This is a genomic window from Psychromonas sp. MB-3u-54 (assembly GCF_002836415.1).
GTDB lineage: Bacteria > Pseudomonadota > Gammaproteobacteria > Enterobacterales > Psychromonadaceae > Psychromonas.
Window position 1 is genome coordinate 26356 of the sequence record NZ_PJBP01000182.1, and the last position, 26176, is coordinate 52531.

The 26176-nt window shown below is 39.8% G+C and carries 23 protein-coding genes and 1 other RNA gene; 16 read left to right on the top strand and 8 right to left on the bottom strand.

Features of this window, described 5'->3' with window-relative positions; genetic code table 11:
- Positions 1-20: 20 nt before the first annotated feature.
- Positions 21-791, top strand: coding sequence for a DUF4126 domain-containing protein (locus CXF72_RS17715; RefSeq protein WP_101041112.1), 771 nt, complete (start codon positions 21-23; stop codon positions 789-791).
- Between the two features lie 174 nt (positions 792-965).
- Here CXF72_RS17715 and CXF72_RS17720 read toward each other — a convergent pair whose 3' ends face one another.
- Positions 966-2117: a DUF7305 domain-containing protein gene (locus CXF72_RS17720; protein WP_101041113.1), complete on the bottom strand. Its 1152-nt coding sequence runs from the start codon at positions 2115-2117 to the stop codon at positions 966-968.
- Between the two features lie 1097 nt (positions 2118-3214).
- Here CXF72_RS17720 and CXF72_RS17730 point away from each other — a divergent pair.
- The 9 genes from CXF72_RS17730 to rlmF all read left to right on the top strand — a co-directional run bounded on the left by CXF72_RS17730 (position 3215) and on the right by rlmF (position 11700).
- Complete coding sequence (locus CXF72_RS17730; protein WP_101041114.1) at positions 3215-3640, top strand: GFA family protein; 426 nt, start codon at positions 3215-3217, stop codon at positions 3638-3640.
- Between the two features lie 209 nt (positions 3641-3849).
- Positions 3850-4812, top strand: a complete 963-nt coding sequence (gene pfkA, locus CXF72_RS17735) for a 6-phosphofructokinase (RefSeq protein WP_101041115.1) — start codon at positions 3850-3852, stop codon at positions 4810-4812.
- Positions 4813-4975: 163 nt separating this feature from the next.
- Positions 4976-5371, top strand: a complete 396-nt coding sequence (locus CXF72_RS17740) for a DUF3465 domain-containing protein (RefSeq protein ID WP_101041116.1) — start codon at positions 4976-4978, stop codon at positions 5369-5371.
- A gap of 498 nt (positions 5372-5869) precedes the next feature.
- Positions 5870-6583: a hypothetical protein gene (locus CXF72_RS17745; RefSeq protein ID WP_101041117.1), complete on the top strand. Its 714-nt coding sequence runs from the start codon at positions 5870-5872 to the stop codon at positions 6581-6583.
- Between the two features lie 130 nt (positions 6584-6713).
- Positions 6714-7043, top strand: a complete 330-nt coding sequence (gene yqfB, locus CXF72_RS17750) for a N(4)-acetylcytidine aminohydrolase (RefSeq protein ID WP_101041118.1) — start codon at positions 6714-6716, stop codon at positions 7041-7043.
- Positions 7044-7223: 180 nt separating this feature from the next.
- A complete protein-coding gene (gene mrcB / locus CXF72_RS17755; protein WP_101041119.1) occupies positions 7224-9410 on the top strand; it encodes a penicillin-binding protein 1B in 2187 nt (728 codons plus the stop codon).
- 130 nt (positions 9411-9540) lie between these two features.
- Positions 9541-9942, top strand: coding sequence for a SufE family protein (locus CXF72_RS17760; protein WP_101041120.1), 402 nt, complete (start codon positions 9541-9543; stop codon positions 9940-9942).
- A gap of 4 nt (positions 9943-9946) precedes the next feature.
- Entirely contained in the window at positions 9947-10675 is a 729-nt protein-coding gene (locus CXF72_RS17765) for a DUF3108 domain-containing protein (protein ID WP_101041121.1), read from the top strand.
- Positions 10676-10767: 92 nt separating this feature from the next.
- Entirely contained in the window at positions 10768-11700 is a 933-nt protein-coding gene (rlmF, locus tag CXF72_RS17770) for a 23S rRNA (adenine(1618)-N(6))-methyltransferase RlmF (RefSeq protein WP_101041122.1), read from the top strand.
- Between the two features lie 157 nt (positions 11701-11857).
- Here the strand turns inward: rlmF and serA are convergent, their stop codons facing one another.
- The 6 genes from serA to CXF72_RS17800 all read right to left on the bottom strand — a co-directional run bounded on the left by serA (position 11858) and on the right by CXF72_RS17800 (position 17231).
- A complete protein-coding gene (gene serA, locus CXF72_RS17775) occupies positions 11858-13087 on the bottom strand; it encodes a phosphoglycerate dehydrogenase (protein ID WP_101041123.1) in 1230 nt (409 codons plus the stop codon).
- Between the two features lie 422 nt (positions 13088-13509).
- On the bottom strand, positions 13510-14166 hold the full coding sequence (gene rpiA, locus CXF72_RS17780) for a ribose-5-phosphate isomerase RpiA (protein ID WP_101041124.1): 657 nt from the start codon (positions 14164-14166) through the stop codon (positions 13510-13512).
- 489 nt (positions 14167-14655) lie between these two features.
- Positions 14656-15246, bottom strand: a complete 591-nt coding sequence (locus tag CXF72_RS17785) for a 5-formyltetrahydrofolate cyclo-ligase (protein WP_101041125.1) — start codon at positions 15244-15246, stop codon at positions 14656-14658.
- Positions 15247-15368: 122 nt separating this feature from the next.
- Positions 15369-15764, bottom strand: a complete 396-nt coding sequence (locus tag CXF72_RS17790) for a DUF2391 family protein (protein WP_101041126.1) — start codon at positions 15762-15764, stop codon at positions 15369-15371.
- An 853-nt stretch (positions 15765-16617) separates the two neighbouring features.
- Positions 16618-16801, bottom strand: a non-coding RNA gene (gene ssrS, locus CXF72_RS17795) — 6S RNA.
- 124 nt (positions 16802-16925) lie between these two features.
- Positions 16926-17231 (bottom strand): cell division protein ZapA, encoded by a 306-nt coding sequence (locus CXF72_RS17800; RefSeq protein ID WP_101041127.1) that lies wholly within the window; start codon positions 17229-17231, stop codon positions 16926-16928.
- Between the two features lie 184 nt (positions 17232-17415).
- Here CXF72_RS17800 and CXF72_RS17805 point away from each other — a divergent pair, with 184 nt between their 5' ends.
- The 5 genes from CXF72_RS17805 to fabV all read left to right on the top strand — a co-directional run bounded on the left by CXF72_RS17805 (position 17416) and on the right by fabV (position 23328).
- Positions 17416-17985: a UPF0149 family protein gene (locus CXF72_RS17805; protein WP_101041128.1), complete on the top strand. Its 570-nt coding sequence runs from the start codon at positions 17416-17418 to the stop codon at positions 17983-17985.
- A gap of 12 nt (positions 17986-17997) precedes the next feature.
- A complete protein-coding gene (pepP, locus tag CXF72_RS17810; RefSeq protein ID WP_101041129.1) occupies positions 17998-19317 on the top strand; it encodes a Xaa-Pro aminopeptidase in 1320 nt (439 codons plus the stop codon).
- On the top strand, positions 19310-20530 hold the full coding sequence (gene ubiH, locus CXF72_RS17815; RefSeq protein WP_101041130.1) for a 2-octaprenyl-6-methoxyphenyl hydroxylase: 1221 nt from the start codon (positions 19310-19312) through the stop codon (positions 20528-20530). Before pepP ends, ubiH begins: the two co-directional genes overlap by 8 nt.
- Entirely contained in the window at positions 20527-21729 is a 1203-nt protein-coding gene (locus CXF72_RS17820) for an FAD-dependent monooxygenase (protein WP_101041131.1), read from the top strand. The genes ubiH and CXF72_RS17820 overlap by 4 nt, the downstream gene beginning before the upstream one ends.
- 396 nt (positions 21730-22125) lie before the next feature.
- Complete coding sequence (fabV, locus tag CXF72_RS17825; RefSeq protein WP_101041132.1) at positions 22126-23328, top strand: enoyl-ACP reductase FabV; 1203 nt, start codon at positions 22126-22128, stop codon at positions 23326-23328.
- A 179-nt stretch (positions 23329-23507) separates the two neighbouring features.
- Here fabV and CXF72_RS17830 read toward each other — a convergent pair whose 3' ends face one another.
- Positions 23508-24392 (bottom strand): IS982 family transposase, encoded by an 885-nt coding sequence (locus CXF72_RS17830; RefSeq protein ID WP_101041133.1) that lies wholly within the window; start codon positions 24390-24392, stop codon positions 23508-23510.
- Between the two features lie 626 nt (positions 24393-25018).
- Between CXF72_RS17830 and CXF72_RS17835 the strand changes: the two genes are divergently transcribed.
- Entirely contained in the window at positions 25019-26122 is a 1104-nt protein-coding gene (locus CXF72_RS17835; RefSeq protein WP_101041134.1) for a restriction endonuclease, read from the top strand.
- The last annotated feature ends 54 nt before the right edge of the window (positions 26123-26176 follow it).

Genomic DNA, 26176 nt, shown 5'->3' on the forward strand with positions numbered 1-26176 from the left:
AGCATAAAAGGACGTCTCAAATGGAAAGCTACCAAGCTTTATTGGCCACTTTAGCCCTGACCATGGGCGCATCATGGGCGAGCGGAGTCAATTTATATGCGGCGCTGCTGGTGCTGGGGTTGGGTGGGATCAGCGGCAATATTGATTTGCCCCAAGGACTTGAGGTGCTTGAAAACCCACTGGTGATAGGTGCCGCAGGGTTAATGTATGTTGTCGAATTTTTTATCGATAAAACGCCGGGGCTTGACAGTAGTTGGGATGCTATTTCTACTTTTATTCGCTTGCCTGCCGGTGCTATGCTTGCCGCCGGCGCCGTGGGCGATGTCACGCCAGCGCTGGAAATTGCCGCCGCTATTATGGGCGGAGGGTTAGCGGCCACTAGTCATGTCACCAAGGCGGGCACAAGGCTGCTGATTAATACCTCACCTGAGCCAGTGACTAATTGGACGGCATCAATCAGTGAGGACTTGTTGGTCCTCGGCGGGCTTTGGACCGCGCTTAATCACCCGCTTATTTTTCTTGTTTTGATGGTGATCTTTATCATTCTGGCTATTTTTATTTTGCCCAAGTTATGGCGTTTGATTAAACGGCTGTTTCGGAAAATTGGTCAATTTCTGGGCTTAGTTGATAGAGATTTAGTTGAGAGAGGTAATGACAGTGATCCACAAGCTGATTTAAATTCAAACCCGCAGTATCAGCGCCTGCAGGCTTTACGCGATGAGGGTGTCTTAAGTGAAGATGAGTTTAATATCGCCAGGCAGAGGTTGGATCGCAATAACGAGTCGCAATAAGACCAAGCCGTGCGGCCGTTAGATAAGCATTCTGTGCTCGAAAAATAAATAATGCTGATCTATTCGGGGTACGCCTATCAATGGGACTAAACACAATGTTTGGATGGCGACGATAGGCTTTTTTAACCTTTGAGCGTACATGTTTTGTGTGCGCATTTATCAATAAAGCGTAAATTAAGGGTAATAATAATAAACGGCGGAATATGAAACTAAAGGCGGTGCACCTGAATCACCAATTCCGGCAAGACCTTCATCGTAATGTAAACCTCCAGTGCCAGAAATCGCAACATTTTTCCCGCGTAGTGCGCCCATAATACCTGCATTGCCGTTATAAGCCACGTCCCCAAAAGGGGCATAAAGATTCATATAAATTTCACCATTACCGGCAAGTGTTACCGCGTCAACAGTGTTATTGGAGGAATATACAGTTAACGGGATTTCAGCAGAGTCGGCATATCCGTTTTCAAAAATATTACTGCCGGTATCAATACTCATTGTCCCCTCAATATATATCGTTAATGAGCTGCTATCATTCGCCAGAGAAAATGTTGTGTTTTTAGCGGTCATATTACCTGTTATATAAAATGTTACATCACCCGAGATTAATACATCATCATTTTGTATGTTAAAATCGTCATAAAAATAAACATTTCCATCGATAAAATCATTACTAATATCAAAGTTTGTGCGCACAGTTCCACCTTCACTTACAATGCCCGTCATTACAGCCGCAATATTATACGGATCGCATTCACCAAAATATTCAGAGATCTCACCTTGAATAGAATCACGGTCGGAATAGAGTACATTGTCAATGCCTCCTATCGCACTAACATTGCCATTAGCTGCGACTGTCGCTGCAGAATAAGGGCCGCCAGAATAACTGTCAATGAGAGCAGCCCCTCCTATAGTCACACTCTCACAAGCAATAATCGCATCATCAAAAAGACCAATCAATTTACTGTTTATTGCTGTTTTTAAATAAGCCATCGCATCATAAAAGATACCTTTACTCACAAAATAAAAGGTACTGTCCGTTTCATCCCCACTCCAGACTATGTCTTGCAGGGTATAGCCGCTCTGATTAGTCGCAGAAAGGCGGTTAAGTTCCGTCGTTATCGCCGAACTTGAAGTACCCATTTTTATTGCTTCAAAGGCATCAAAAATACCTTTTTCTGCCGCGAGTCGCGCATTGACCTCTTTCTGCTGATTACCGGCGATCCGCTCCTGCAGACGATTCTCATCGAGTTGCGAAAATGCAAAAATAATGGCAATAGTTGTGATTATAAGCACGGATAGCAGTACAAAGCCTTTTTTCGGTCGCATCTTTTTTCCTATTAGTGTGCAAATCTTTATTCTTATTCAGCCAAATCTAATAATATTTTTTGCCGTAGCCTGAAAGTAGCCGGTCTTTGAGTGTTGTCGATATTGGTTGAAATTTAAACTATAATATCCTGTTCTCGATGGCGGGTAAATAATAAAAACTGAAACGCAATTTCGCAACGCGAGGAAATTATGCTTTTTAACAGCAATTAAAATAAATAACTCTATATTGTGCATAACTGCAGAGCCTGCCGCTTATAAGGCTGAACCGCCTCAACATTTTTTATCTTGCCTGTTCAATCATTTTTTAGCGCATATTCCTGTATTAAGCTTAAGTAAACTTAATTAAATTAAAGGGCATTCAAAGCTTAGCCCGTTGGAAAAAAAGTGCCAAACTGAGTTCAGCTTATAAAACTTCACGGGCAGACTTTCTTTCGGGCAGGCTCCGGATGACCTTTTTCTTTGGCTGTTCAAAGAGTATGACTCTCCCGACCTGCGAAACGGCATTTCAGTTTTTGAACATCGGTTCGCCGATAAGGGCTAAATACCAGAAAAGAAGATATTCTGAAGCGCAAACCTGCTAATCAACCGCGAATTTTTTAGTGCATAATAGAGAGAAGTTAAGAAATAGCCTGCATTAAGTTAAGTGTGAAGCTTTAGGGTCTGTTGACCTTTCGTGTGCATTTTTGCAGCAATTTGTGGGTGCTTTATACAAGGCAGAGCCTGCGCTGTGTAGTTATTCTACATAAGCAGGCGATAACACAGTCGAAAGTGCCCACAAATGCTGCCCTTCGGGTTCATCTAAAAGCGTCCTGCGCTGCGTTATGCCTCGTTTACATAGAATAACTATGTGAACGAGGCATGCCTTGCTCAGAACACTTTTAGATTGAACAAAATTTGTACTCCAAAGGTCAACAGACCCTAGCCTAAATAAACTGATTTATCACTCAATTTAACCAATCTGTTATTAAAAACCGAATTAACCGATTGAATGTCAATAAAATGTCAATTAATGTGGTCAGTGTTTTAAACCGGCAGGCTGAAAATGATAAATTTTGCAGCCTGGTTATATTTGTACCATCGTTTGGGAGTAATACTGAATGCCAGCGTTAATTAAAAATGAAGCAAGTTGTTTATGCGGCAGTGTAAAAATAGACGTTGCCAATGTAAATCCTAAATTCACTGTGTGCCATTGTGAGACCTGTAGAAATTGGGGTGGAGGCCCTTTTTTTGCAGTTCAGTGCGGCACTGATGTGAATATTAAAGGCGCTGAAAATGTCAAAGAGTATAATTCATCATTCTGGGCTTCGAGGGGTTTTTGTTCTCTTTGTGGTACTCATTTATTCTACAGGTTGAATCAAACTGGTGGTTATAATATTCCTGTCGGCTTATTTTCAAAGGGTAATGATTTTGTCATGACAATGCAGTATTTTAGTGATCGGCGGCCTGACTATTATTGTTTTTCCAAGCAAACAGAGGAAATGACCACTGCTGAAATTAAAGCTTATTTTGTATCAAAAGTTTAAGCAAGTGTAACAAAAGTTGTTTAACTGTCTGAGGTATGAGTGTTTAAAATAAATCGGTTATATTTGCTAACCTTTGAGTGTCCAGCTTCTTGCTGCTTCTTTCGTTCTATTCTCAGTTTTCAAAAGAACTACAGAGGTTGTTTTTATCAGCAGTGGCGGTCACTCTAACCAAAATTGAAAGACTATTGATTCGTATATTGGAGACTGTCATGATTAAAAAAATAGGTGTTTTAACAAGTGGAGGTGATGCCCCCGGTATGAATGCGGCAATCCGTGCAGTAGTGCGTGAAGGCTTACATCTTGGTTTAGAAGTCTATGGTATCTTCGATGGTTATGAAGGGTTACATCAAGGTAAGATTAAGCCGCTCGATCGTAATTCTGTTTCTGATGTCATTAACCGCGGTGGTACTTTCTTAGGCTCGGCACGTTTCCCGGAATTTAAGCAACAAAAAACCCGTGAAGAAGCCATTGATAATCTTAAAAAACAGGGTATCGATGCCTTAGTTGTTATCGGCGGTGACGGTTCATACATGGGGGCTAAAAAACTCACCGAAATGGGTTACCCATGCATCGGTATTCCAGGTACTATCGATAATGATATTCCAGGTACGACCTCGACCATCGGTTTTGATACCGCACTGAACATCGTTGTTGAAGCAATTGACCGTTTACGAGATACTTCTGCATCACACAAACGTATCTCGATTGTTGAAATCATGGGGCGTTACTGTGGGGATTTAACCTTAGGTGCTGCGGTCGCTGGTGGTGCTGAATTCGTTGTGATACCAGAAAAGGGCTATAACGAAGCTGAGTTGCTAGGGCAAATCAAAGCCGGTATTGCAAAAGGTAAAACCCATATGATTATCGCCATCTGTGAGCACATAACAAAGGTTGATAAACTTGCTGAACATATCCAAGCTGAAACCGGTCACGATACACGTGCCACCATTTTAGGCCATATCCAACGTGGCGGGACACCGACAGCCCGGGATCGTATTTTAGCCAGTCGTATGGGATCTTTTGCTGTGAAGCTGTTATTAAGCGATCAAGGCGGTCGTTGCATCGGCGTAGTAAATTCACAAATGGTTCACTATGATATTATCGATTGTATTAACAATATGAAACGCCCTTTCAATCAAGAATTATTTGATCTGTCGGACTCTTTATTCTGAGTCAACATGCCATACTGCAGTGATCAATGGCCTGCTTATTATATTTCCAAGCAAACAGATAACATGTGACCTTAAGGCTTATTTTGGATCGGCAGTTTAAGAAAATATAACCAGCCAACTATTATGTGGGGTGCCGGTTGTTAAAATATTAAGGATTATAAAAATGAAACGAATGTTGGCGAGCATCATAGTGTTATTGAGCATTCTCTCATTACCCGTTTGGGGGGGGGATGCTGACTTAAAGCAGGTCTATGAGGCTCGGCAAAGTGATATTCAGGTTCAAGGCAAAGGTGAAGTCATTAAAATCCTTGCTGATGATACCGATGGCGCTAAGCATCAGCGGTTTATTCTTCGCTTAGTTAACCACCAAACTATTTTGCTCTCCCATAATATCGACTTGGCCCCAAGAATCTCAAACTTGAAAGCCGGGGATTGGGTTGAATTCTATGGTGAGTATGAGTGGAACAGTAAAGGCGGGGTGGTACATTGGACGCACCAAGATCCCCGACATTCACATGCTCACGGTTGGCTGAAACACCGAAATAAAAAGTACAACTAATACCAAATTCATTAAACTTTTCTGCCCGGCCACGGAAAAATAGCTTTAGGAAGTGTCAAGACACTTGCTTGAAAGAGCAGAATCAAGAATAGTTTATTTCTGGCAACCTCAGTCCAACAGCAGAAAAAGTATTCTCACTCAAGCTGATAGCCATAATGAAAAGTGGTTTAAAAAGTGCTTTGCCGTGTCTTCGCCAGCATACAAAATGCAAGTATCTCAGCGGCGTTATATCTTGTGATGGCGAGGTGGAAATCTTCAGGTTTTGGATAAATGAAATATAATAATAGGGCCAACAATGTTAGCTTAATCGTTATTCACTTAAATATGACGAAGTGAGAATGAATAATGTCGCAGATAAAATCACGTTTTTTGAATTGCTTACCTTATTGATAGGATAGGGCAAAAAGACCTGCTCCCTATCGTGCACAATGACTTATATAATCAATTAATTGGAATATTACAAAAAAAAAGCCTTATCTTTAATAATAGGAGATTGTAATGAACAAAGAATTTAATGTAGAGATTTTATCTTTTCTGAAAATTTCTGAAATTGAAAATTCTTGGGTAGCTGATGACTATAAAGCACTGTTATCTATGATTGATATGGGTGAAGATGAACTTGGCGGAATGAGTGAATCAGAGTTAAAAGAGATGTGTTTGATGTCACTTAATGATTTAGAGGCACATGAATCCGCTAAATTACTTTTAACACATATTTTTAAGAATGAAATTACCGCAGGCAAGATAGATCAAATAAGTCATCAAATGCTGGAAAAGAATCTTTGGGAAGTACATGCCGATCCTGCGTATCACATGAGCCTTTTTAATGCCTATGAACTGTTAAGAAAAGCCTACAATGGCACGTTCACCGAGCCGACAGGCGTTAAATTTACGATAAAAATAAGCGCCGATGAAAAGCAATCCTTTGATATTTTTGACGGATCACTGCATGCGGTGATCGTCAGATTGCTTGCCAATGGATTGCAGGAATCTGCTATTCTCAATCGTCTTTTTGAAGAGAAAATCAATGGAGAGAACTTCCCTGAGGCAAAAAGTATACTTTGGATACTGAAAGAACTCTCCACAACAGACAATGAGCGCCAGTATGAAATTACAAGTTCATATCTTTGGTTTGGTGAGTTGGAAGATGTGACCCGTTTTGATGCAGACGCTCATCCTGATCGGAAGGAAGAAGATCAGGAAAAAAAGTAGGATAAAACCCCAGCAATAATCGGCAAAATAGCCGGATAACTTAGTGCAGTAGATGCGCAGAGCTTGTTCAACAAGAGGAACAACCCTGCGTTTGTTGATCTGCTTAAATATTATAAAATGAGAATGAATAATGACCGATGTAGCGAATAAAATTACATTTTTTGAATTTCTTACACCATTGATTAGATCGGGTAAAAAGACAATAACGATTCGAGATAAGTCTGAAAACCACTATCTTGTCGGCTCTCAAGTCGAAGTTTTTACCTTGGAAACAGATCATAAGGTTTGTAATATAGAAATTGTGTCCGTGGAGCCAATAGGGTTTGATGAGATCAATGAATTTCATGCTCAGCAGGAATACCTGACATTACCGCGACTCAAAGCACTCATTAAAGAAATTTACCCGCATACAAATGAGTTGTTTGTTATCACCTATAAGTTAATGCCGGGTGGCAAATAGAAAATTGCTGCATGCGCGTTGCTTGGAGAAGGGCTTGGCGAACATAAGGGAGACAATGAGGCAGCGCCGCAAAGAGAGTTAATCTGCTTGCTAATCCGCCGCTACAGTCCATTATTAATCCGGTAAATAGTTTGATGCCGCAAAAGTGAATAGATAAAAAATAAAACAGTTGGGAAGTTGATGTCTAAAAATAGCAAAATACCTGAGGTTGTTGAAACAAGCAAACAACCAAAACCTAAGCCTAAGCCCAAACCTAAGCCCAAACCTAAAGTTAAAACTCAAAATAAAAAATCTTTGAAACAGGTATTTTTAAGTTTTTTATGGTCTTTTTTTTGGAAAGCCAGCACCGCTTTTGTCGCCCTGATGTTTATCGCCGGTATCTATTTTGATAAAAAGATTGAGCGTAAATTAGATGGGTCAACCTGGACCTTACCGGCACAGGTTTATGCCCGGCCTCTATTATTAACTGCCAGTAGCAAGCTGTCGCAACAAGCCTTAATCGCAGAGCTTAAATTATTAAACTATCGTCCGGTACGAAACGTGCAGGCAAGCGGGCAGTTTGCGGTCAGCAAACAGCAGGTACTGATTTATAAACGCGCTTTTAATTTTCCGGATCGTTATGAAAGTGAAAAGCTGATTGCGGTTAACTTTTCGGGCGATCGGATTCAGTCGATCAGCGGTAAAAATCAGCATAATATAAACTCCGTACGTCTGGATCCCTTACTATTAGAACGGCTTGTATCGGATGATATTGAAGATCGTGTTTTTATTGCGTTTGAGCAGATTCCCGATCTATTGGTTAATACTTTGTTATTGATGGAGGATCGTAATTTTTATCACCATCAGGGGATCTCGCCGCTCGCCATTCTCCGTGCATTTATAGTTAACTTTAAGGCAGGGAAAACTTTACAGGGTGGTAGTACGCTTACTCAGCAGTTGGCCAAAAATCTTTTTTTGAACGAAGATCGTAGTTTGTGGCGTAAATTTCAAGAAGCTTACATCGCGTTGCTAATCGATTATAAGTACAGTAAAGATAAAATTTTGGAAGCCTATTTAAACGAAGTGTATTTGGCTCAGAACGGTAGCTCGGGTATCTACGGGATTGAGCTTGCCAGTGATTATTATTTTGCCCGTCCTATTAATGAATTACGGATTGAACAAATTGCCCTGCTGGTGGCAATTATCAAAGGCCCTTCCTATTACAACCCTCACCGTAATCCGCAACGGGCATTAGCCCGTCGTGATCTGGTTTTGCGTACCATGCTTGAATATAATCTTATAGGTGTTCGTGATTATCAATATGCAGTACGGGGCGATCTTAATTTAAGTGCAATAGGTGCTTTAAATCATCGTGTAAATCCCGCCTTTGTCAGTTTGCTGCGTCGTGAGTTGCAGGCGAATGTTGCCAATAAAGTGCGTAAACGTGACGGTTTGTTTATTTTTACTTCGATCGATCCCTTTGTGCAAAAAAATGCCGAGCTGGCGGTTGCGCAGGGGATCAATGGTCTTGAAAAGAAAGGTCAATTGATGCTACAAGGAGCGATGGTAGTGAGCGATCGTAAGCATGCTGAGGTACTGGCTTTAGTATCAGGTAAAGAAGTGAAATTTAGTGGTTTTAACCGCGCTCTGGATGCCAAAAGGCCGATCGGATCGTTAGTTAAACCCGTTGTTTATTTAACTGCGTTGGACGGCGGATTTGATCTGGGCGATAGATTAAATGATAAAGAGATTGTCCTGAAAAATGGTTCCGGTGAGCACTGGAGTCCAAAAAATTACGACCGTAAATTCCGCGGTGATGTGAGCCTCGAGGATGCCTTAATTTACTCTTTGAATGTACCGACGGTGAATTTAGGGATGCAGGTGGGTCTTAACAATGTTATTAACAGCTTATATAAAATGGGGGTGACGGAAAAAATCAGAGCTTATCCCTCTTTGGTCTTAGGGAGCGTGACCCTTTCCCCTTTCCAGGTCGCGCAGCTGTATCAACCCATTACCATGTCCGGCGTTTATCAACCATTAACTATTATTCGCTCAATAGTTTCCAAAGAAGGGCGGTTGTTGTATCAACGTCCGGCTCGGCGTAAAAAAATATTCTCTGAACAGGCGGTCACAAAATTGACCGATACACTGCATAAAGTGACCACCGAAGGCACTGCCCGCAGTTTAACCTGGCGAAATCAGGGCCAATACTTTTCCGGAAAGACAGGTACCACCAACAATTTATATGATAGCTGGTTTGTTGGTTTCGATGCCGAGCAGGTGGTGACAACATGGGTAGGAAGGGATGATAATAAAAGTGCAAAATTAACCGGCAGTAGCGGAGCATTGATTTTATTTTCAGATTATATGAAGAATAAAAAAAGATAGTCATAGTAATTCTGATTATAATGCGTAATAACTGCTTGTTATAAAAAAGTGTGCAGTTTTATGTTTTTTGCTAAACTTTTAAACCAAGCAAAGGCTAACTTTGGTTATATTAAATTAAGGATAGGTAAAAATGGCATTGTCTTTACCGACAACGGAACAATTATTAAATGATTTTCAAGAAAATAAAAGTTGGGATAAACAGTATAAATTGATTATTCAATGGGGTAAAAAACTCCCGGAAATGGATTCACAGGATAAAATAGAAACTAATCGAGTACAGGGGTGTGAAAGTTTAGCCTGGTTAATTATTGAGAAAGAGGAAGATTTTTATACCTTTAAAATGGACAGTGAGACGCGTGTCGTCAAAGGGTTAATGATGATCTTGCTCATTATCTATCAGGGTAAAAACGCGGAGCAGATCCGCCATTTTGATATTCATCACTATTTTGAAAAACTGGGTTTACTTAAGCATTTAAGCCCGTCTCGCAGTAATGGATTGTTTACCATAGTACAACAAATCCAGGAGATATAGTCCTTTGAAAATAAATAAATTTTTATCTTTTTTGTCTTTTTTTTTGCTGTTGACAACCAGTCCATTAGGGCTTGCGGAAGAAGCTGATTTGGCAGCTACCAATGAACAGACTTATGTTTACAAGGTTTATTACAAAAAAATATCAATAGGAAAAATGATCAGAGAACTGCAATTGAAAGACGACCAAATTAAGGTTAATACTATTACGGATCTGTCATTTTTACTGATGAAATTCGGTGGTAATCAAATTTCGAATATTTACTGGGATGAAAAATCCCAGCGTTATATCACTAAACGTTTTGTACGTAATAGTGTCGGCTTCAGTACGGTCAATATGTCCGCTAAATTTTATAATAACGGTCATAATACAACCATAGTTAATAAAGGCAAAAGTACCCATTACAGCAATCCGGAAGAGTATCTTGTGGATTTTAATACCATTATCCTGCAAATTCGCAAAGGATTAAAAGCAGGACAAACTGACTTTGAGTTTTTTATGCAAACCTCGGACTCGATCGGGCACTACTTTTTTAAAGTCACCGGGAAAGAGATAATTAATAGTAAATTTGGAAAATTTGAGAGCTACCGTGTTGAGCAAGTGAAAAAAAATGATCGTACTCTGATCGCCTGGTTTGCTGTCGCGCTTGATCATCAGATGATAAAATTTACCTACAAAAGAAATATCTTAGATATTCGCGGTGAGTTGAGTGAGTATCCGAATATGAGTTTATGAGCATCATTGTTTAAGCAAATACTTTAGAACACGGCTATTATGGCTGAAATTAAGTCTATGCGTTTTTAGCGCCCATTTTTTGGATAAATTGAATGACCAAGGATATACAAGTTAAAAAATTATTACACTCAAGAAATTTACACCGGGGCAGTTACGATTTAAGACAACTTTGTGAACAGTCTCCATCATTAAGTGCCTTTCTAAGGACGAATCCTAAAGGTGAACAAACACTTGATTTTAGTGAGCCTCAGGCGGTATTACTGCTCAATCAAGCTTTGCTGAAACAGTTTTATCATGTTGATTTCTGGCAAATACCGCAGGGATATTTATGTCCGCCAATTCCGGGGCGTGTTGATTATATTCATTATCTTGCGGATTTATTAGCCGATACTTTTAAGGGGAAAATCCCCGAAGGTAAGCAGGTTAAGGTCTTAGATATAGGCACAGGGGCAAATTGCATTTATCCTATTTTAGGCAGCCAAAGTTACGGATGGTCTTTTGTGGGAACGGATATTGATCCGTTATCGGTAAAAATGGCGGAGCTGATTATAAAATCCAATGCCGCGCTTAAACCTTTTATTAAAGTACAGCTGCAAAAGAATAAACAGGCTATTTTTGCGGGGGTGATTAAAGCGAAAGACAAATTTACCTTAACCATGTGTAATCCGCCTTTTCATGCCTCTATGGAAAAAGCACTTGCCGGCAGTACACGGAAAATAAAGAATCTCAGTAAAGATCAAAATAACCCATCGCGAGTGCTTAATTTTGCAGGGCAGGAAGTGGAGCTTTGTTGTGCTGGAGGGGAAATCGCATTTTTAAAACAGATGATTCAGGAAAGTAAAGATTATGCCCGGCAGGTTTGTTGGTTCAGCAGTTTAGTTTCAAAATCTGAAAATGTAGGGCCGCTACAAAAACAACTTGAAAAAGCGGGTGCTGAGCATGTGAAGGTCATTAAAATGGCGCAAGGCCAGAAAGTGAGCCGTTTTATTGCCTGGAGTTTTTTAGCCCAACCACAAGATTTTTAGCAGTAATAGCCATTTTATTACGACCAAAAAAAACCTGAATATCACATTCAGGTTTTTTGATGGTCGAGAGAGGCTATACCAAAAGAATTAATTAAGTGATCAATGATTTTAACCAGCAAGGGTGATCACCTTTTTAGTTCTTTTGGTATTAGTGGGTTTATTTTAATAAACGCGCTTTAATTGTACCTTCGATCTCATTTAATTTGGTTAATGCAAGCTGCGCATCATCACTGTTTACATCAATGACCACATAACCAATATTTGCATTCGTTTGCAGGTATTGCGCCGCAATATTGATGCCGTATTCTTCAAAGGTTAAGTTTATTTTGGTTAGAATGCCCGGCATGTTTTTATGAATATGCAGTAAACGGCTGGCATCAATATGCACTGGTAAAGACACTTCAGGGAAGTTCTTAGAGGATAATGTTGAACCATTATCGGAGTATTTCACTAGCTTGCCTGCAACTTCATAGCCAATATTTTCTTGGGCTTCCTGAGTGCTGCCACCAACGTGGGGTGTTAACAGTACGTTATCAAACTTCCGCAGTGGAGAAATAAACTCTTCTTTATTTGATCCCGGCTCAGTTGGGAACACATCAATAGCGGCACCAGAAAGTTTTTTACTCTCAAGGGCTGCGCATAACGCGGGGATATCAACAACGGTGCCACGTGCTGCGTTCATAAAGATCGCACCCTCTTTCATTTGTGCAAATTCTTTAGCGCCCATCATATTTTTAGTCGAGTCAAGTTCAGGTACATGCAGACTAATGATATCAGACTGTGCAAGCAGCTCTTCCATCGTCGCTATTTGTACCGCATTGCCTAAGCTTAATTTGTTTTCGACGTCGTAATATGAAACTTTAAAACCTAAGTTTTCAGCAAGAATACCAAACTGAGTTCCGATGTGGCCGTAACCGATAATACCTAAATTTTTACCACGCGCTTCATAGGACTTAGTAGCTGATTTATCCCACTCGCCACGATGCGCTTTTGCATTACGCTCTGGAATACCGCGCAATAATAATAATGCCTGACCTAATACTAATTCTGCAACACTGCGGGTATTGGAAAAAGGCGCATTAAATACCGCGACTCCCTTTGCTTGAGCCGCATTCAAATCAACCTGATTGGTACCGATACAAAAACAACCGATGCCAACCAGTTTATCTGCGGCAGCTAATACGCTTGCATTGAGGTTGGTACGGGAACGGATACCAATAAAATGTGCATCTTTAATTTTTTCAATTAATTCTTCTTCGCTTAACGCTGTTTTGATGTTTTGGATGTTGTTGTAACCAGCCTGGGTGAAAGTATCAACCGCACTTTGATGTAACCCTTCAAGTAGCAGAATTTTTATTTTATCTTTATCAAGCGAAAGCTTAGTCATTATATTTCCTTGTGGTCTGTCAATAGGTAAATGGACAAACAAATTTTAAGAGTTCCAATATGCCAACTAAGTATTCAATAAGCAGACTTAGTTGATAAAATGGGAAGTGTAATTTTGGATAACTTAAAATAGCAAAAACTACAGCTGTTGTGAACTTTTTGTGATGAAATTCACAAATAAAAATTTGGACTTAGTTATTACGTTTTATGCGAGTGTGCTGCAAAGTTTGCCGTGCTCACTAATACCCGTTACCAATCAAAATGCATCTATCAGGCGTTAGCTGAACACCAAGACAAGGCACAACATGCAGATAATGGCATTCCCTTATCAAATGTTGTAACGCTGTATTAGTTTTCGAGCTAACTCCCCGTAGGGCAAGCTGATTTTTGCATTTTGAATGATACGGGTATAAAAAAACCTTATTATTTTAGCGTTTTAACACCTTCTGGCGTACCTACTAAAACAACATCGGCCGCACGGTTTGCAAATAGTCCATTGGTTACTACGCCAACAATCGCGTTGATTTGCGCCTCTAATTTAAGTGGTTCAGCAATTTTTAAGTTATGAACATCTAAGATCACATTGCCGTTGTCTGTTACCACACCCTCACGGTAAACAGGATCTCCCCCTAATTTAACCAATTCACGTGCAACATAACTGCGCGCCATCGGAATCACTTCAATAGGTAATGGAAAGTCACCCAGGATATCAACATTTTTAGTGTTATCCACAATACAGATAAACTTGTCAGCAACCGCTGAAATTATCTTTTCACGCGTTAAGGCTGCACCGCCACCTTTGATCATGTGGTTAAAGGGATTTATTTCATCCGCACCATCGACATAAATGCTTAATTCAGAAACCTCATTAAGATCAAAAACATCGATACCATAGGATTGTAACCTTGCAGTCGATTCATCGGAGCTTGAAACCGCTCCTTTGATAAGATGCTTTATGGTTGCCAGTGCATCAATAAAATGAGTCACTGTTGAGCCAGTGCCCACGCCAACAATTGAATCTGTCTGTACATATTCCAAGGCTGCATAGGCGGCTGCTTTTTTCATTTCATCTTGTGTCATAGTCCGGGCTTCCTGTTTTTATCATTCGCTGTAAAAGTTGCGGAGATTATACTCAATCCTGTTTAGTTATCCATGTGATAATGATTAAACCGGGCGATTTAATACCTAAATTATTTGAAGATGCAAGAATCAGCAAGACGATAAATGATGAAATTCTAGGCAGAAGGCTGATGATCTCGTTATTCTAAATCGACGCTTTCTAACAACGAAGATCGTCGTTTATCGCCTTGCCCTTCGGGAGATTCGCCCGAAAAATAGCACTGCGTTGTCACACTTTTGAAGGGAATAACCCTTTAAGATGTAAATGGTTGCATTTACATCTAGCGCTAGAGGATTAACGCAGTTAATCGCTCGAAAGGTCATGTTACGCCTTGTTCTAGCATTCAGCGAAACTCTGAATCTGCATCTTCAAGTAGTTTGGGTATATAGATAAACTACTTGCAGCTGCTTATTCAAAAAGGAGGGCACGTTGTTCATTAATTTTTGGAATTACCAACGAAAGTGCATTGAAGGGGTTATTATTTCGGGTAAAGGCACATCCCATTCTTCAACGGGTAGTTGTTCTATTTGCTGGCAATCATGGGCTAAACCGATTGGGTAGGGGCCGGTTTTATCTTTAAACCAAGGAGCCAGCATCCTGTCGTAATAACCGCCTCCCATGCCGATCCGATTTCCCTGCGTATCAAATGCCACAAGAGGAGTGAAAATTAGATCTAAATCATTCATTGGACAGGTATTCAATTGATTTAATTTTGGCTCGAATATGCCGTGTTGATTAAGTACCATTTCAGTTTTTGTGGTGTACTCCAGAAACAACAAGTGGCCTTTGTGAAAGGGGTGTATAACGGGCAGGTATATTGTTTTGTTGTTTTTCCAGCACCACTCAACAAACCTGAGCGTGTCTATTTCGCCATCATAAGCGAGAGTGACTGAGATTTTTCCCGCTTGTTGAACCCGCGAATGTTTAATTAAACGGGAGAACAACCTGTCGGCATCTCGTTTTTGCTGTAAGCCGGAAAGATCGCGTCTTGTCGTGCGGATTTGATGCCGTATTTCTGTTCGGGAAAGTTTTTTGTTCATAGGTCAATGCTAATCCGTGGCGGTAGAGTGGGAAACGATACTACTCATAATACATTTTTGACAGTTATTAGTTCGGTCGTTTTTATTCCTGTGATAAAGCGTGTTTTTAAGCGCGTTGCTGTTCACTCTTTGTCAAAGCTATCGACTACAATGGCACCCATGGACGCAGGCATAGTAATAATTATTATGCGTTTTAAAGCGGTTATTGGATCCTCTAACAACGGCAATTTATTTAAACACAATAACACTAAACTGACCACGAAAGCGGCCATCACATAAGCGATGAAGATACGAAATATAAAGACGATTAAACGCGACTTTATATTCTTTTGAAATACACTTTCATAGGTAAAAAAAGAAAGAAACAGTACCGATAAAGTAAATAACATGAATAAGTTAGGAAAAGGTAGTGTTTCACCCAATCGCCACGCTTCCTCCGAGAAAGAAATGGGCACTGCCAGGGCAAAAGCGCCGACAAACACTTGACTAACATCTTCCATATTGAAACTGAATTTCATTTTATATCCTTTCAACGGTCGGCAATTCAGGTCGCAGAATAATAGCTGAATATCTAACTGAGATCCCCGCCTGCTGGTCTTGTATGCACCTGAGTGTCAATAAGAGAGCTTACGGGGAGGCTGTTATTGCTGATCTAGTTTAGTCAGTACATCTTTTTTTGATGGCGATGCGTGATTGCTAAATCTGTTTTTAAGCTTACTTTATAATTTGCTGTTATGTCTAACCTGTTTTTTTTTCTTATGTCTATTTTGTGACATCATAATAGTCTATTCAGTTCTAATGGAACTGAACAGGTTAATTTTCGAATAAGACTCTCCACTATCGAGGTGCAGATGAATACAAAAATTAGCGCAGTGAATTTAAAATAGAAGCACTATTGAGTGAGCAGGGGGATAGCGTTTAGGATATAGAATAAAAGGGGAGTGACTTAAGAATAACGTTATTGACTGTTGCTCTGAACCCGAAGGTCAAGGTATAGATGTTTCTAAGTTTTTGTAGAATGAAAAAAGTAAGGCAAGGAGTTCGTTATTGATGGTTGCTCTGAACCCGAAGGTCAAGGTATAGATGTTTCTAAGTTTTTGTAGAATGAAAAAAGTAAGGCAAGGAGTTTGTTATTGAGGGTTGATCTGAACCCGAAGGTCAAGGTATAGATGTTTCTAAGTTTTTGTAGAATGAAAAAAGTAAGGCAAGGAGTTCGTTATTGAGGGTTGCTCTGAACCCGAAGGTCAAGGTATGGATGTTTCTAAGTTTTTGTAGAATGAAAAAAGTAAGGCAAGTAGTTCGTTATTGATGGTTGCTCTGAACCCGAAGGTCAAGGTCTAAATATTTCTTTTTTTCTTAATAAAGAAAAAAAGTAACCCAAGGATATCGTTATTGACTGTTGACCTGAACCCGAAGGTCAAGGTAGGTGTCTTAGTGTTTGCCGTAGGCTTCTCGATACGAGCCGAGCTTGCACAATAGCATTCAAGCCAAGTCACCGGGATTATAATTATCGGCTCAGAGACGTAGTCAAGAAGAGCGGATATCCGAGGGTTGAAATAACTCTACGCGAGTTTTTTGTATTTGGAAAGGATTTTCCGATAGAATTTCGACATTGTTTCAAAGTTGATTTACATTTTTTTAATAGATAATTTAAATGTTTAAAAATTAACGTGGTTGTGTCAATGTCGGTTTTTATTGCTTGTTTTTGCTAAGCGCAAGTCAATTGAATCATTAATCTTTTGAATGCGTTGATCCAGTTTTTCTACATGTTCTTTATGTTGTTTTTTTTCCATGGAGAGTTCATGACAGAAATTCAATGCCGCCAATACTATGACTTGTTCATTACGTAAAGTTCGTGGGCTACTTTTTATATCTCTAATTCTTTCGTTAAATTGATCTACGCTGTTCTGAAGGGTTAACTCTTCCCCTTCCGGGCATGATATTTTGTATTGTTGCCCTAAAATAGATATATCAATATGTGCCATAATCAACCTGTGAAATGTAAATTTAAAATAAGCTTAGCTCTATCATGTTAGCAAGCTTGAAAAGAATGTATAACTTACGAACTATAGCTAGCATGCTATGAAGTTTCAAGTGGTTACTAGCGACAAAAACGACAGGATGTTAGTATTAAGCTTTCATATTTTATTTAATTGATGAGTAAAACGAATGAGTAATGAACCATTACCAAGTTTTAACAAAATAACGCAAACCTTGGAAGCTGCAGAACTGTTTACCAATGCATCTGAAACTCATGGTGTTTTGTCCGGTCTTATTTGCGGTGGTGTTAAGCTGGATGGCAAAAGTTGGCGACCTCATTTTAATGATGTTGTCAACGAAGGCGTGGGTTTGCCTCGTTCCGCGCAAAAGCTGGTAGAGTCTATTTATGGGCAGGTTGTTAATCAGTTTACCGATGATGGTTTGGGCTTTAACTTGTTATTGCCCGATGATGACGTACCACTTGATGAACGCGCCGAAGCAATGTCACAATGGTCTCAAGGTTTTTTAGTTGGATTTGGTATGGTGCAGCAAGCATTAAATCAGGCACCTGCTGACGTTCAAGAATTGATTCGTGATATTCGTGATATCTCCCAGGTCAGTTTGGATTTTGAACAGGAAGATGAAGAGTCAGAAATCGCATTTGCTGAGATTGTTGAGTATCTTCGTGTTGGCGCAATGCTCTGCTTTAATACTTTTTCACGTAACGTCAACACCCCCATTTCAAAAACCCTTCACTAGGATTAAAAATTAATGGTAATGACTGAATTTCAACAACGTAGAGCCTCTTTTTTTACAAAGATGCAAAATAATAGTGTGGCAATTTTTCCTGCAGCGGAAGAAAAGATACGCAGTAAAGACACTGAATATCCTTTCCGGCAAAATAGTGATTTTTATTATTTAACAGGTTTTAATGAGCCGGATGCTTATTTGCTTATTATCAATAAAAATGGCGAACAACAAACGGTTTTATTTAATCGCAAAAAAGATAAAAACGCGGAAATTTGGCATGGTCTACGCATGGGGCAAAGCGCCGCCGTGAGTAAACTTGGTTTTGATCTGGCCTATGATGTTCTGGAATTTGAAGAGCGGCTGCAGGAGTTCATCGGTCATTTTTCTGTGCTTTATTATCCTGTTTTTAATGCCCCCGAATTGGAAGGGCGCTTAAGCTCTGTGATTAATTTAATGCGGGCAGATCGCAGCAAGGGACAGGCTGCGCCTACGCAGTTTATTGATAACCTTGCCATTTTGCATGAAATGCGTTTAATTAAATCTGAAAATGAAATGGCATTAATGTCCGATGCGGCTGAAATTTCAGCTGCGGGGCACATTCGAGCGATGCAGGTTTGTCATCCCGGCATGTGGGAATACCAATTAGAAGCCGAAATTCGCTATGATTTTGCTCGGCAGGGAGCGCCAAATGTTGCTTATAATAGTATCGTTGCCGGTGGTCATAATGCCTGTATTTTACATTACACGGACAATAATCAACAGTTACATGATGGTGATCTGGTCTTAATTGATGCCGGTGCTGAATATAAAGGCTATGCGGGTGATATCACTCGAACCTTTCCTGTTAATGGTGTTTTTTCTGAACATCAGGCAAAGCTATACCAACTGGTTTTAGATATTCAAGTGAGTGCGATTAACCAGGTAAAACCCGGCGTTGCTCTGGCTGATATTAACAAAAGTGCCGTTAAGAAACTGATTGATGGTCTGCTTGAATTTGGCATTTTAGAAGGAGACAGCGAGCAGCTGATAAAGGATCAGGTTCACAAAGAGTTTTATATGCATGGTCTTGGTCATTATTTAGGGTTAGATGTGCATGACGTGGGCTTATACGGTACAGCGGAAAGTCCCCGTTTACTCGAAGCTGGTATGGTGATTACTATTGAGCCCGGTTTATATATAAGTGAAAACGCTAACGTCGATGACGTTTGGAAAGGTATTGGTATCCGCATCGAGGATGATGTATTAGTGACTCAAAGCGGTGCTGAAGTGTTAAGCGCCGATGTCCCTAAGAGTATTAATGAAATTGAAGCATTAATGGCTAATGTAACCGTCTATGGATAAAAATAGTGATTATGACCTTGTTATTGTCGGGGCAGGTATTGTTGGCAGTCTGCTTGCTTATTCCTTATTAAAGCGTAGTCCAACGCTGAGAGTCGCCCTTGTAGATGAAAACCCGCAACCAATATCAGGCAGCAAAACCTTTACCCCAGGGTTCGATGCGCGCAGTATTGCACTAAGTGCAGGCACTCGAGATATACTCGACGAATTGGGTTTTTGGGCGAATATTAAAGCGCATGCCCAGCCGATTGAAGAGATACATATCTCGGATCGCGGTTGTTTCGGGAAATTAGATTTACGCAGTGAAAATGAGCCTCAAGCATTTGGTTATGTGCTCGAACTGCATAAAATTGGTAACGCGCTTAACAAACAATTAGATAAATTAAGACAATTAACGCGTTTTTATGATTCGCGTATTAGCAAAATTGAAAAACAGCCGGATCAGACCCTTTGCCATCTTTTTGATAACACTGTCTTGACAGCAAAATTGTGTGTCGCAGCCGATGGTGCTAACAGTTCGACCCGTCATTTACTGTCTATTCCCGCGCAATCTTTCGATTATGAATGTACAGCGATCATTGCTAATGTACGCTGTTCTAAAGCGCATTCTAATAAGGCGTTTGAGCGTTTTACCGAATTTGGCCCTATTGCTTTATTACCCTTAACGGATAATCGTTACTCATTAGTCTGGTCGGTGGCAAGTGATGATGCAGCGCGTTTATGCGCATTAAATGACGAACATTTTCTCCGCGAACTGCAAAATGCGTTTGGCTATCGGGCAGGGGTATTTAGTGCGGCTGGAAAGCGGGATAGCTACCCGCTGAAATTGCTGAAAACGGCACAACCTTTTACCCACCGAGGTGTTTGTATCGGTAATGCGGCACATTGTTTACACCCCGTGATGGGGCAGGGATTTAATTTAGGGATGCGTGATTTGTTTGTATTATCTGTCATTATCAGTGATCTGCAGGACCCTCAAAAAATAGGCGGTTTTGATATGCTGAATCGTTATTGGTTAGCGCGAGAGAGCGACCATAACAATACAATCAGTCTCACGGATTCAGTGGTGCGTGTTTTTAATAATACCCATTGGCCGATTATACTGGGACGAAATGTCGCCTTACAGGCGATGCGTTATTTACCCGATTTATCAGCTCCTATTATAAAACAGGCGAAAGGGCAGTTTCCATTACTCAGTAGAGATACAAACGAATGATGCAATCATATGACTTAACCATAGTAGGCGGCGGAATAGTAGGGCTGACGTTGGCGGCGTCCCTGGCAGACAGTGCATTATCAATTGCACTGATTGAAACCAACGATAAGCCAATATTAGCGGAAAAGCCGGTTAATAGAGTGAGTGCTATCAGTTTCGCCAGTAAAAAGATTTTTGAAAATTTAAGCGTCTGGCAGCAACTCGATAGTGGCAGAATAACGGCATACGACAGCATGCTGGTCTGGGATAAGGACAGTTTTGGTAAAATTGAATTTTCTGCTCAGCAAGTAGGGTATTCGGAGCTCGGTTATATTATTGAGAATGATCATCTTCGTCTGGCCTTACTCGATACGGTACAAAAGCAAAAGAATGTCGATTTTTACAGTCCGGATAGCTTAAATGATATTGTTTTTGGTGAAGGTGAAGCCTGGTTAACCCTGCACAGTGGGAAAACCCTGACTTCGAAGTTGGTTGTCGGGGCTGACGGCGCCAATTCATGGTTACGGGAAAAATCAACTATTCCTTTAACCTTTTGGGATTACCAGCATCATGCGCTGGTCGCAACGGTCAAAACAGAGCTGCCCCATGAGCACTGTGCCCGGCAAATTTTCACCCCCGACGGGCCGCTCGCTTTTTTACCTCTTTTTGAACAGAATTTATGCTCGATTGTCTGGTCAGTCTCGCCTGAAAAAGCTCAGCAGTTAAAAAGTTTATCCGCTGTTGAGTTTAATAAACAATTATCGCGTAATTTTGATAACCGTTTAGGGCTGTGTGAATTGCAAAGTGAGCGCTTCAGCTTTCCTCTGCGCATGCGTTATGCGCGAGACTTTGCCAAACACCGAATCGCTTTAATTGGCGACGCTGCACATACTATCCATCCTTTAGCGGGGCAGGGAGTTAACCTTGGTTTGTTAGATGCGGTCAGTTTAGGACAAACCATTGAACAAAATATTGCGGCAGAAAAGGATATTGGTTTATATAAAAACCTCCGTTATTTTGAGCGTTGGCGAAAAACTGAAGCAGCACAAATGATTGCGTCGATGGAATTGTTAAAGCAATTATTTGAGGGGGACAATCCCCTGCAGAAAGCCCTTCGCGATGTTGCGCTGGTTTTTACCGACCAAGTCAGTCCACTGAAAAAATCATTTATTAAGCAAGCAATGGGCTTAAGCGGAGAGTTACCCCTATTGGCAAAATAAAGTAATTTGGATACATATACCCATGTTACTTCAAGATGCTTTGTCAGGCGCAAGCTCTTCGAACAGAGCAAGGCGCAACATGAGGTAATGGTTATTCCCTTTGCGATTGGTGCAACGCAGCGCTGGTTTTCGAGCTCGTGCCCCGTAGGGCAAGGCAAATTGTACCAATCTGCTTTGTTATAAAATCTCTATGTAGAATAACTAACCTTCAATTTTATGCCTCGCATCTCGGCACAATTTGCCTTGCTGACTTTGCATTTTGAAGTATCATGGGTATAAATGTAAGGCTTTGAATTTGTATTTTCAAGTGTTTACCGGCAGTCATTTTGTGCAACTAAAAAAACAGTGTATATTACGCAAAACTCATATTAAATCTAACTTAGAAGAGCTCAAATTATGATCATTAAACCCAAGATTCGTGGCTTTATTTGTACAACAACTCACCCCGTGGGCTGCGAAAAGAATATACAGGCACAAATCGAATACACTAAACAACAAGGGAAAATTGTAAATGGCCCTAAACGTGTATTAGTGATTGGTTCTTCAGCAGGTTACGGTATGTCTTCGCGTGTTGCTGCAGCATACGGCAGTGATGCGTCAACCATTGGTGTTTTTTTTGAAAAACCGGCAACCGAGAAAAAACCCGGATCTGCAGGTTGGTACAACAGCGCTGCATTTGAAAAACAGGCAAAAGCTGATGGTATATATGCTAAAAGTATTAACGGAGATGCCTTCTCTCATGAAGTAAAAGCAAAAGTAGTTGAATTAATCAAACAGGACTTAGGTCAGATAGATGCGATTATCTATTCGGTTGCAGCGCCGGTTCGTAAATTACCGGATACTGGCGAAGTGATTCGATCAAGCTTAAAACCAATTGGTGAAACTTATGTTTCAACCGCGATTGATACCAACAAAGATGTGATTATCAATGCAACGGTTGAACCGGCAACGGAAGAAGAAGTTGCTGATACCGTGACTGTGATGGGCGGACAGGATTGGGAGTTATGGTTAAGTGCGCTGGGAGACGCCGGTGTATTAGCGGAAGGAGTTAAAACCGTTGCTTACTCATACATTGGTACTGAGCTGACTTGGCCAATTTACTGGGATGGCGCATTGGGTAAAGCTAAAATAGATTTAGACCGTGCATCGACTGCTATTCAGGCGCAGCTTGCCCCTCTTAACGGTGAAGCTTATGTTTCGGTACAAAAAAGTGTTGTAACGCAAGCAAGCTCAGCAATTCCTGTTATGCCGCTGTATATTTCTATGGTATTTAAAATCATGAAAGAGAAAGGCCTTCACGAAGGTTGTATGGAGCAGATTTATCGTTTGTTCAGTACCCAACTTTACAAACAAGACGGTAGTACACCGGAAACGGATCCAGCTCGTCGTATACGTCTTGATGATTGGGAACTGCGTGATGATGTTCAACAGGCTTGTAAAGAATTATGGCCTAAAATCACCACGGAAAATTTGTTCGAGTTAACCGATTATAAAGAATATAAAGAAGAGTTTGTGCAACTTTTCGGTTTTGCTATAGATGGCGTAGATTATGCTGCCGACGTTGATACTATTGTTGAGTTTGACTGCCTTTCAGCTTAAAGCGCGCGCCATATTCGATTAAAAACAGCCCCTATTGTGGGTAAATCTAGTAATAGTTCCTTAACCTATTGATTATAAAGTTGTGTGTTACAAATTTTGCAATGTTTTTGTGACGCACAAACCATCCTAAATTTTTTTAACCTAAATAACCTGAGATCGGGTTAAGCCATTATGATATTTTAACCAATTAGTAGTACCTTTTTTTCGTTGGGGGTTAAATTGATTGATGGTTTATTTTTTTGCAGGGAATAGGCAATTAAACCACCCAGCATATTTGCAACAAGGCCAGTAATACTGCGATGTCGATTGTGCTCTACATATGAAATGTTTTTTACTTGATCATTAATTGTTTCGATAAGATAACGCTTGCTGAGCATCGCTTTATCGCACTTGCTTATCGCTACCTTTTTCATTTTTTTCCGAACATTTGTTATTAGTTCAACACCTTTATCTTGTAATTTATCCGCTAACGCTTTGCCTAAGTAGCCTTTATCACCATATAGTTTGCCTGATAAAGCGCTAACCATGTCAGAAACTGGGTTACGATCCTCTACATTACCTTCTGTTCTTTTTACACTCAATATATCGCCAAGGTGATTCACTATGAGGTGCAGTTTGAAGCCAAAGAACGACCCCATTGTCCCTTTCCCATGCTTGGCCGTTCCGTTAAAAACCTTGTTACGTTTTGCTCTAATAATATGGGATACCGCAATTTTTGTGGAGTCAATAAAAGCAATCCCCGTTGGCTTGCGGAATAAGGTCGTTAGATAGGTATTTAAAGGAATCATGACGGATGGCATAACCTCTATGAACCTTGTATAGCTTAGTAGTGAAGGGAAATACGGTTTTAAATATTTTGCTACATATCCTAAGTAATAATTCTTAAAATCTCTGTAATGAGATTGATGAAAGCTAATGATAATTGTCATTATTTCGGCATTACTCATGCGCTTGACTCGTCGTCTTTTTATCTCACCATTGGTTATTAAACGCGCTTCCCACTCAGGGATAAAAACTTTACAAAAGTCATCTACATCACAAAATGTATCCGTTAAATTAATCATGCCTGTCCCTTTTTATATCTGATTTTTTTAGTTAAAAGATCAGATCGTGGAACAGGCATTAAGTTCAATTTACTTTAATTCTTATCCCGAATTCAGGTTTATTAGTAATATGATGGTAAATATATGCTGCCTTGCTTCAAGTAAGCGGAGATAAGCTCTCTAAATCAGGACCTTGCTTGCCCTAAAGAAGCATATGACATGTCTAAAGCACTACTAGTTTGCTGAATGGTCATCCCAGAAAGAAAAAAAGTTATCATGGCAATAGTATTGAGGGCTACCAGTAGTGAATGGGCTTACACGTGCACAGCTGCTTTTTCGGGGGGGGGGATATAGGCTGAGCTTCATTTTTTATACTCCAACATAATGCAGTATATTAGTATATAAATTTTTAGAATTGTCTTTTAGTATAGTTGGTACTAATATTGTGTTAATTTTTTATTTTGTTGTATATCAATGAATTAAGGTTTCAGTTTGTTTAACTATTCTTAGATTCTTACATAATGAATAGGCACAATGTGGCGAACATAAGTGTATATTTTTACGTGTAGTAAAAGTGGTTTATTCAAGACTCAATATATTTTTTATGGTAGTATTTTTATTTTAATTTGATTTTTTTGAGGGATGGTATGAGACATGGATATGGGATTGGTGCATTGGTGGTGATGTGGTTTGTTGCTTTTCTTTTGGTAAGTGTGATTATTATAATAGTGTCGATAGAAGGACTGGCAATTAGTCTTACCCAAGAGAATAAAAACTGGATTATGTTGTTCTCTGCTGTTGTTTCGTTGTTTATTATCAAGAAAAAAAATGCAATTAAAATTAATAACTATCTGAAATCAATCAAGGATGTGGCGGAAGAAGTGGAAGGGTCTATACGTAATTTATATATGAGCGTAAATGATACTATGGACGGTTTTAGTGAGTTTGGTAAGCATTACTCTATTGAGAGGGATGGATGCTATGTACGTGAACTCGGTAGTGGTAATGAGGAATTTGAAGTCTATCAATCTCTATCTTGGGCGGTTCAATGTATTCTTTTAAGTGATTTTAAAAGGCAACATTTAGTACAACTAAAAAGAGATTATAAGAGATTAATATCAACTGATGAATATGGAATTTCAAGTACAAATAATTGGGATAAAAAAATAAACCAGATTATCAAATCAATTTTATTAAATAAATACCATATTGAGTTACAGAATATATTTGATAATTTGAGTTGTATTAAAGGCTTGCATGTTAACTACGATGATGAAGATATTGCGATAAAAGGCATGGAAGAGCTACTTTTCGATGACTTGGAAGAGGAAACCTATAAGGAAAGCATTGACTTAGATTATGAGATAGAAATTACGCCTGAAATGACAGGTTTGGAGTATGAGCATACAATCTCTAACTTTGTAAATGTAAACAGTGAACATTGGACTTCACATGTAACGCAGGGAAGTGGTGATCAAGGGCTTGATGTAATGATTCAAAGTACAGTTTTTGATTTTCAGATAGCGGTTCAATGCAAATTATACAACTCCCCTGTGGGTAATAAAGCGGTTCAAGAAGTTAATGCCGCTCATTTGTTTTACAATACTGACCTAGCATGTGTTGTAACTAATAATTCTTTTACTAAATCCGCACACGCACTAGCCTTAGCAACCAATATAATGCTTTTACACCATGATTCTTTGTTTGAATGGTTAGAAGAAATAAGCAATGAATTGCATTTAAGGGCATAAATAATATTATAAATTTTTTTAGAAGATAGTTCGTGGACGGGGATTGTTACCCCC